Source organism: Streptomyces sp. NRRL B-24085, from assembly GCF_001282115.1.
GTDB lineage: Bacteria > Actinomycetota > Actinomycetes > Streptomycetales > Streptomycetaceae > Streptomyces.
The window spans coordinates 1-7825 of the sequence record NZ_LJBR01000364.1; the positions used below are offsets into that span (position 1 = coordinate 1).

Here is a 7825-nt window from a genome sequence, read left to right on the forward strand (position 1 = left end):
GCCGGCGGGCAGGAGTTCCGGGAGCGCGTCGGACAACGCGGCGGTGCGGGCGAGGCGTTCGGTGAGGTCGTGGAGGGTGGTGAGGTCGGAGACCCAGCCGGCCAGACGGTCCTGGAGCAGCGCTCCCGGTGGTGCGTTCGGCACGGGGGCCGCGGGGGTGCCCGGGGCGGCGGGCGCGGGCGTGACAGTGTGTGCGGGTGCGGGAACCGTTGAATCGATTCCGGCCACTTTCGGAGGGTGAGGGGCGTTCATGGCGTCCGGCTTTCCGACCGGTGCGTATTGCTCAAAAGCATCGCAAACCCCCATGTCATTCTGCGCCGCTAGCAGTGTCTCCACATGTACACGCACTCGTGAGGGGATGTCCAGCATTGTCCTGCTGGGATTCCTGGTGTCCGTGGGTACCTGGTGGAGGATGGGTCGATGGGCAAAGATGGCTTAAAACTGCTTCGGGTTACGGTGTATTGAGGTCGACTGGCCTTGCTCCACAGAGCGTCACAGCGGTCGTGATGGGTACGTACTCGGTAAGGATCAGGGGTGCTGGGCAGTCACCCGGAACCTGGTGACCGACCCGGGCGTCTTAGCCACCGACGATCGAGCCCCATCCTCCCGTGGCGGAGGCGGAGAGAAATACGCGGGACGGCAAAACGCCAGACTTCGCCACCCCCCGCCACGCCCGCGCTTTTGATAGACGCAGTATGGGGTTCCCCTTGTCTCGGACAAGGGTGTGATGCGCCAACAGGTACGCACAGTGAAGTGATCGACACATGGTGTGATGTGGTCCACGGTGTTGCCAGCGGTGCAACGGAAAGGAACGAGCGCTCATGCGCGAGATCCTCGGAAGGCGACGCAGGCTCCTGTCCCAGCGCAGCGACGGAAGGCCTGAATTGCTCAGCGCGGCCCTGACCTTCGCGAAGGAATGGCAGTGGCCCGTACTCCCGGGTGTGGCACCGGACCCGGAGGGCCGGGCCCGCTGCGGATGCCCCGACCCGGAGTGCACGGTCCCCGGCGCCCACCCCTTCGACCCGGGCCTGCTCGCGGCCACCACGGACGAGCGCATGGTGCGCTGGTGGTGGACCAACCGCCCGGCCGCGCCGATCGTCCTGGCCACCGGTGGCAGCGCCCCCTGCGCGGTCAGCCTGCCGGCCCTGCCGGCCGCCCGCGCCCTGGCCGCACTCGACCGCGAGGGCATGCGCCTGGGCCCGGTGATCGCCTCGCCGACCCGCTGGGCGATCCTCGTCAAGCCGTACTCCCTGGAACAGTTGGGCGAACTGCTGTACGCCCAGGACCACGTCCCCGGTTCCCTCCGCTTCCACGGCGAGGGCGGCTACCTCGCCCTGCCCCCGTCCGAGACCGGCCACGGCGAGATCACCTGGGAGCGGGCTCCGCTGCCCGGCTCGGCCTCCCCGTGGGTCCCCGACGTCGAGGCCGTGGTGGACGCCGTGGTCGAGGCCCTCACCCGTACGGGTGTGAGCGCACCCGAGTTGTAGGGGTGTCGGGCGCGGGCGGAACCGGGTGCCCGCGCTCGGTCGTTATCGTCCGCCTCATGCTGCGTCATTCCGGGGGACGACCCCCAGACCCCCGGTGGGTTCGGCTGCTCGCCCTGTCCGGTGCCGTGGTGGGAGCAGTCGTGCTGCCTCTGGCCGTGGCCTCCGCGGGACAGGTGGGCGACCGGGGCCGCACCGTCGTACGCGATCTCGTGCGTCCCGCGACGCCGCCTCTCGCCGCGCGTCCCGACGCGGGGTCCTCCGGGGCGCGTTCGACCGGGGGGTTCTCCGCCGCGCGTCCCGAGACGGGGTCATCCGCCGCGCGTCCCTCGGCGGCGACCTCCGCCGTACGGCCGTCCGCGGCCGATGATCCCAAGGCGCCCCTCCCCGACCCCGGCCGCTCCCCGCTGCTGCTCGGTGTGGGGCTGGCCACGGCCGCGCGCTGCGGTCCCGAACTGAGCTCCCCCGACGGCGTCGAGGCACAGACCTGTGTGCTCACTCAGGGCGAGGAGACCTGGGCGCGCACCTACTACCGCAATGCGACCGGAGCGGTGCTGGACGCCGCGCTCAGCTTCATGGGACCCGGCGGACGCACGGTGGAGCTGCGCTGCGCGGTCGGCGCCGGGGACGAGCCGGACCTGTGCGAGACGCCCCGGGAGCGCACCCGGGGAGCGCCGGCCGACTACACGGCGGTGGCGGAGTTCGCCCGGCGGGGCGACGGACCGCTGCTTCTGCGGGTCGGGAGCAACTCCGGGGAGGACACGGGCAGTTGACGCGCGACGGCGTTCCGTAAAGCTGCCCGGACACAGAAAGACCCGGTTGCTGGCGACGGGGGATGCACCAGCAACCGGGCTACTGGAACGGTAACAAGAGATCGCCCGTTCGCAAATTCGACCGCGCCGCCCCCTGGCTGATTCGGACACCGATTCGCCTTCTCCTGAGGCGAGTTGTGAACGGAGCCGGTCGTTCCGTGAAGGTTCGGTGCGGCTGACCGACCGGTCAGCCGCACCCCTGATGTCAACTCAGCGTGACCTGGCGGTTGGTGAGGCCGCCCCGGGCGCGGCGCTCGTCGGCGGTCAGCGGTGCGTCCGTGGCCAGAGCGCCCGCGAGCCGCTCGGCGAACTCGGCGGCCGGCTTCTCGACGTCCTCCGCGGTGACCCCGCTCGGCAGGTCCCAGACCGGGACGGTGAGGCCGTGGGCGCGGAAGGAACCGACGAGCCGGGTGCCCTCGCCGAGGCTCGACTTCCCGGCCGCGTGCAGGCGCGCCAGCGCGTCCAGAAGTTGCTCCTCGGGGTGCGGCATCACCCAGCGCAGGTGGTTCTTGTCCGGGGTCTCGCACCAGTAGGCGGCGTCGACACCGGTCAGCCGGACGGTCGGGATGGCCGCCGCGTTGGCCCGCTCCAGGGAGGCGGTCACCTCGGGCGTGGCGTTCTCCGCGTCCGGGACCCAGAACTCGAAGCCCTCGTGCACAACTGGCTCGAACGCGCCTTCGGGGTCGAGCAGATCCTGCAGCCGCGGACCGTCGGCGGGGGCGCGCCGGCCCTCGACCGGGGTGCCCGGAGCCGCCGTGAGCGCACGCTGGAGGGTGTCGGCGAGGTCGCGGCTGATGTCACCGGACGCCGTGTCGTTCTGCAGTCCGAGCAGGACCGAGCCGTCGTCGCGGCGCAGTGCGGGCCAGGCCATCGGCAGGACCGTGGCCAGCGTGACCGACGGGACGCCTTCGGGGAGACCGCTCTTGAGGGTCAGCTCGACCGTGGCGGCGGGGACCAGCTCGCGCAGGGCCACCCAGTCGCCCTCGCCCGCGAGACCCTCGAACGGGCGGTGCACCAGCTCGGTCGCGGCCTGCGCGGCGGCCCGGCCGTGGCAGGCCTTGTAGCGGCGGCCGCTTCCGCACGGGCAGGGTTCGCGGGCGCCGACGACCGGGACCTCGCCGTCCGTGATCTGCGGGCGCTTGGCCTTCGTCTGGGGTCGCTTCTTGGCCATCGTGGCTGTCTCCCGGTTACGGCTCGTCTCGTACGGGCGCGAGCCTAGCCGCTCGCGACCTGGCCGACGGGAGCCTGTGGACAACCACCGGGATGTCCTGCCCGGACGTCCGGTCCCGAGCCCTCAGTCGAGATCGTCGAACGCGTCCGAGAAGTCCAGGTCGGGTATCGCGACCGACGGGGCCACGACACGCGTCGCGAAGTCGTCGCGGCGGCAGCCGGCGTCCGGGTCGTGGACGTCCGCGTGGACGATCACCCAGACCGTGACCTCGCCCCGGGCGTCGTCCCTGACACCCCAGTCGTCGGCCAGCGCGGTGATGATGTTGAGCCCGCGGCCGCCGTGCGCGGTGACCGAGGGCGTGGCCGGAGCCGGGCGGGTGGGCCCGCCGCCGTCCGTCACCTCGACCGTGAGCCTGCCCCCCGCGTCCACCCGCCAGGCGGCGCGGACGTCACCGTCCCCGGCCAGGGCGTCGCCCAGCGGCCGACCGTGTTTGCACGCGTTGCTCAAGAGTTCGGAAAGAATCAGTACGGCGTCGTCGATGACCGATTCCGCCACGCCACCCCTGCGCAGTTGGACGCGCATACGGTGTCTCGCTTCCCCCACGCCCGCAGGGCCATGGGGTACGGCCATGCTCGACGACGTGGGCACCTCCTGTGCCACCACCAACGCCACCCCCGAGACCTCCTTCGCCCCACGCCACGGTGTGGATGCCCCATTGGCCTGAACCGGAAACCGGCCGATTCCGTTCCGCCGACGCATTCGCCACGCTCGAACACGCACCGAACGCGCCGGGGCACACCCTGTGACGCAGGGGACGTCAGCGGCCGAGCCGGTCGAGCACCGCGCGCGGCCGGTTGGTGATGATGGCGTCGACGCCGAGCTCGACGCAGAGGTCCACGTCCTCCATCTCGTTCACGGTCCACACGTGCACCTGGTGGCCCGCCCGCTTCAGGCGTTCGATGTAGCCGGGGTGGTTGCGCACGATCCGGATGGAGGGACCCGCGATCCGCACCCCCGCGGGCAGCCGGCCGTCCCGCAGCCGGGGCGAGACGAACTGGAGCAGGTAGACCGTCGGCAGGGTCGGCGAGGCGGCACGCACGCGGTGCAGCGACCGGGCCGAGAAACTCATGACCCTGATCGGCGACTCGGCGGCCGAGGCGGGGCTGTCCAGGCCGAACCGCTTCAGGAGCAGCAGCAGCCGCTCCTCGACCTGGCCGGCCCAGCGCGTCGGATGCTTGGTCTCGATGGCCATCTCCACCCGCCGTCCCGCGTCGGCGACGAGTTCGAGCAGGCGCTCCAGGGTGAGCACGGAGGTGTCCTCCCGGTCCTCGGGCCGGTACACCCAGTCCGGCTCCTCGTCGCGGGTGCGCCAGAACTCCCGTGTCCTGCGCGAGCCGAAGTCCAGGGCGGCGAGGTCGGCGAGCTCCAGGGCCGAGACCGCTCCGCGGCCGTTGGACGTACGGTTGACCCGTCGGTCGTGGACGCACACGAGATGGCCGTCGGCCGTGAGGCGTACATCGCACTCGAGGGCGTCCGCGCCGTCCTCGATCGCCTTGCGGTACGCGGCGAGCGTGTGCTCGGGAGCGTCTTCCGAGGCTCCGCGGTGGGCGACGACTTGAGTCAGCTGCTGCCGTGCGTGGGTCACCGCGTCATGGTGCCACCGCTCGGGGGTACGCGTGCGAACGGAGGCATATGGATTGCGCCTCATTTGTCTTGCATGGCCTATATAAAGAGCAGCCACGGACCCACAGGCACCACTTATGGTGCCCTGACGGCTTGTGGGAAAAGCTGACGGCATACAAAAGGACATGCAGAGCTGACGTACGCCGGACACGCAGCGGCCCCGGCCGCGCGTGACCGGGTGCGACCGACAATCGACAGCCGTGGACCGAGGAGAGAAGCTGTGAGCACCGAGAACGAGGGCACCGCGGTACCCCCGGCCCCGTCTGCACCCCCCGTGCCGGTGGACGCTCCCGCGGCTTCGGCACCCCAGGCCCCCGACGCGGGCGCGCCGACCCCGCCGGTCCCGCCGCACCCCGCCGGCGCCCAGAACCCGGAACTCGTGCACGCGGGACCGGCTCCGGCGTACGCCTCGGCGCAGGGGCAGCAGCACGGTGGCGCGGGCGGTCCCGAGGGCTCCTGGCCGCCGCCGCAGGTCCCGGGCACGCCGCCGTACGCCGACGGCGGTGCGGGCGGCGCCGGTCCGACGGGTGTCTGGGGCGCGGGCTACCAGCAGCCCGCGCCGAAGCCGAAGACGGGCCGCGGTGGTCTCGTCGCCGCGATCCTGGTGGCCGCGCTGGTCGCCGGCGGCATCGGCGGCGGTCTCGGCTACACCCTGGCGAAGAACAACGACAACGGCTCCTCGACGACCCTGTCCGCCTCGGACACCGGCGGCAGCGTCAAGCGGGCCGCCGACACCGTCGCGGGCGTGGCGCAGCGGGCCCTGCCCAGCACGGTCACCATCGAGGCCGAGTCCACCAACGGCGAGGGCGGCACCGGAACCGGGTTCGTCTTCGACACCCAGGGCCACATCGTCACCAACAACCACGTGGTCGCCGACGCGGTCGACGGCGGCAAGCTGACCGCCACCTTCCCGAACGGCAAGAAGTACGACGCCGAGGTGGTCGGCCACGCGCAGGGCTACGACGTGGCGGTCATCAAGCTCAAGAACGCACCGGGCGACCTCAAGCCGCTCACCCTCGGCAACTCCGACCAGGTGGCGGTCGGCGACTCCACCATCGCGATCGGCGCCCCCTTCGGCCTGTCGAACACCGTCACGACGGGCATCATCAGCGCGAAGAACCGCCCGGTGGCCTCCAGCGACGGCAGCGGCAGCAACGCCTCCTACATGAGCGCGCTCCAGACGGACGCGTCGATCAACCCGGGCAACTCGGGAGGCCCCCTCCTCGACGCGCAGGGCAACGTGATCGGCATCAACTCCGCGATCCAGTCCACCAGCAGCGGCGGCCTCGGCGGCACCAGCCAGTCCGGCTCGATCGGCCTCGGCTTCGCCATCCCGATCAACCAGGCCAAGTACGTCGCCCAGCAGCTCATCCGGACCGGCAAGCCGGTCTACGCCAAGATCGGCGCGTCCGTCTCCCTGGAGGACTCCACGGGCGGCGCGAAGATCACCACCGAGGGTGCGGGCGGCTCCGCCCCGGTCGAGGCGGGCGGCCCCGCCGCCAAGGCCGGCCTCAAGCCGGGCGACGTCATCACCAAGCTGGACGACCACGTCATCGACTCCGGCCCCACCCTGATCGGCGAGATCTGGACCCACAAGCCCGGCGACAAGGTCAAGATCACCTACGAGCGTGACGGCCAGACCCGCACGGTCGATCTCACCCTGGGCTCCCGCACCGGCGACAGCTGACATCCACGCCCCCGTCCCGACCCGTTACTCTGGTCCCCGCGCCACGGTCACCGGCGGCGCGGGGTGGGTTGCCCGAGCGGCCTAAGGGAACGGTCTTGAAAACCGTCGTGGCGCGAGTCACCGTGGGTTCAAATCCCACACCCACCGCGGTCGTTCAGCGCCTGCGCTGGTCAGAAAGGGTGCTCCTCGTCGGGGCGCCCTTTCTGCGTGTGGGGGCCCGGTGGCCTGGTCTCGTGGGCTACAGCTCGTAGTCGCGGGCCAGTTCCTCCCAGGCGACGTCCCGCAGGCCGGCCTGTGCGTCGCAGTCGGAGGGGACGCGGGCGTGAGGCTGGAACCAGATGATCGTCAGGTGGCTGCCGTGGAGGACGGGGTCGCGGGACGGGGTCAGGGCCGTGGAGCGGAAGACGCCGACGCAGGCCACCGCCGGCAGCATCTCGACCGGGCCGAAGGCGCCGGGGTAGTGGTCCGGGTACTCGTGCGGGGGCGGAACCAGGTGCACGGGGGCGGTCGGGTAGTCGTGTTCGGCCGATCGCAGCAGGCCCTCGATCCTCAGCTCGTTGACCGGTCGGCACGGATAGCCGTCCAGCAGCCCGCCGTACGTCGACGTCAGGCGCAGCTCCCCGAGGTCGACCCTGCGGCCGGAGGTCAGGACGAGCCGGGACAGGGTCATGATCGGCACTCTGTGGCGCTCCAATGGTTCTGCCGTGCTGGTGGTGCCAGTGGTCCGGGTGGTCTGGGTCAGGGGCGGCGGCCGGTCATGCGTGCCGCCGACGCGATCGTCGCCCGTGCCTCGCGTTCGGTGAGGCCGGTGTTGAGGGCCGCGTCGACCAGGGGGGCGACCAGCGCCGGGCCGATGCCGTTCTCGTAGGCGCGGCAGGCGGCCCAGAAGAGGCGGGTGTTGCGCTGGCCCTCGTGGGCGGCGAGGACGAACTGCACCAGGCCCTGGCCCTGGTCGCCCGCGGAGGGGTGGGTCGCGGGGTGCGTGGGG

At 71.7% G+C, this 7825-nt stretch carries 8 protein-coding genes, 1 tRNA gene and 1 pseudogene; 4 read left to right on the top strand and 6 right to left on the bottom strand.

The window, feature by feature from the left end:
• A pseudogene (locus tag AOJ26_RS42365) lies at nucleotides 1-369 on the bottom strand (phosphatase); the annotation flags it as partial.
• Between the two features lie 452 nt (nucleotides 370-821).
• Between AOJ26_RS42365 and AOJ26_RS32765 the strand changes: the two are divergent.
• Nucleotides 822-1487 carry a bifunctional DNA primase/polymerase gene (locus AOJ26_RS32765; protein WP_053852000.1) on the top strand — a complete coding sequence of 222 codons (666 nt, stop codon included), beginning with the start codon at nucleotides 822-824 and terminating at the stop codon, nucleotides 1485-1487.
• A 56-nt stretch (nucleotides 1488-1543) separates the two neighbouring features.
• Complete coding sequence (locus AOJ26_RS32770) at nucleotides 1544-2257, top strand: hypothetical protein (RefSeq protein WP_053852001.1); 714 nt, start codon at nucleotides 1544-1546, stop codon at nucleotides 2255-2257.
• A gap of 244 nt (nucleotides 2258-2501) precedes the next feature.
• Here the strand turns inward: AOJ26_RS32770 and AOJ26_RS32775 are convergent, their stop codons facing one another.
• From AOJ26_RS32775 to AOJ26_RS32785, 3 genes are all read right to left on the bottom strand, one after another.
• Nucleotides 2502-3467 (bottom strand): DUF5926 family protein, encoded by a 966-nt coding sequence (locus AOJ26_RS32775; protein ID WP_053852002.1) that lies wholly within the window; start codon nucleotides 3465-3467, stop codon nucleotides 2502-2504.
• A 123-nt stretch (nucleotides 3468-3590) separates the two neighbouring features.
• Nucleotides 3591-4226, bottom strand: a complete 636-nt coding sequence (locus tag AOJ26_RS32780; protein WP_053852003.1) for an ATP-binding protein — start codon at nucleotides 4224-4226, stop codon at nucleotides 3591-3593.
• Between the two features lie 58 nt (nucleotides 4227-4284).
• A complete protein-coding gene (locus AOJ26_RS32785) occupies nucleotides 4285-5112 on the bottom strand; it encodes a glycerophosphodiester phosphodiesterase (protein WP_053852004.1) in 828 nt (275 codons plus the stop codon).
• A 258-nt stretch (nucleotides 5113-5370) separates the two neighbouring features.
• Between AOJ26_RS32785 and AOJ26_RS32790 the strand changes: the two genes are divergently transcribed.
• Both AOJ26_RS32790 and AOJ26_RS32795 read left to right on the top strand, forming a co-directional pair.
• The gene (locus tag AOJ26_RS32790; protein WP_053852005.1) at nucleotides 5371-6837 is read left to right on the top strand and encodes a S1C family serine protease; all 1467 of its coding nucleotides are present in this window, start codon (nucleotides 5371-5373) and stop codon (nucleotides 6835-6837) included.
• A 62-nt stretch (nucleotides 6838-6899) separates the two neighbouring features.
• Nucleotides 6900-6984 (top strand) — tRNA-Ser (locus tag AOJ26_RS32795).
• Between the two features lie 91 nt (nucleotides 6985-7075).
• On the opposite strand, the gene AOJ26_RS32800 is transcribed toward AOJ26_RS32795, so the two are convergent.
• Both AOJ26_RS32800 and AOJ26_RS32805 read right to left on the bottom strand, forming a co-directional pair.
• Complete coding sequence (locus AOJ26_RS32800; RefSeq protein WP_053852006.1) at nucleotides 7076-7507, bottom strand: hypothetical protein; 432 nt, start codon at nucleotides 7505-7507, stop codon at nucleotides 7076-7078.
• A 68-nt stretch (nucleotides 7508-7575) separates the two neighbouring features.
• The coding region (locus tag AOJ26_RS32805) for a primase alpha helix C-terminal domain-containing protein (protein WP_199828892.1) at nucleotides 7576-7825 on the bottom strand (250 nt) is incomplete at its 5' end.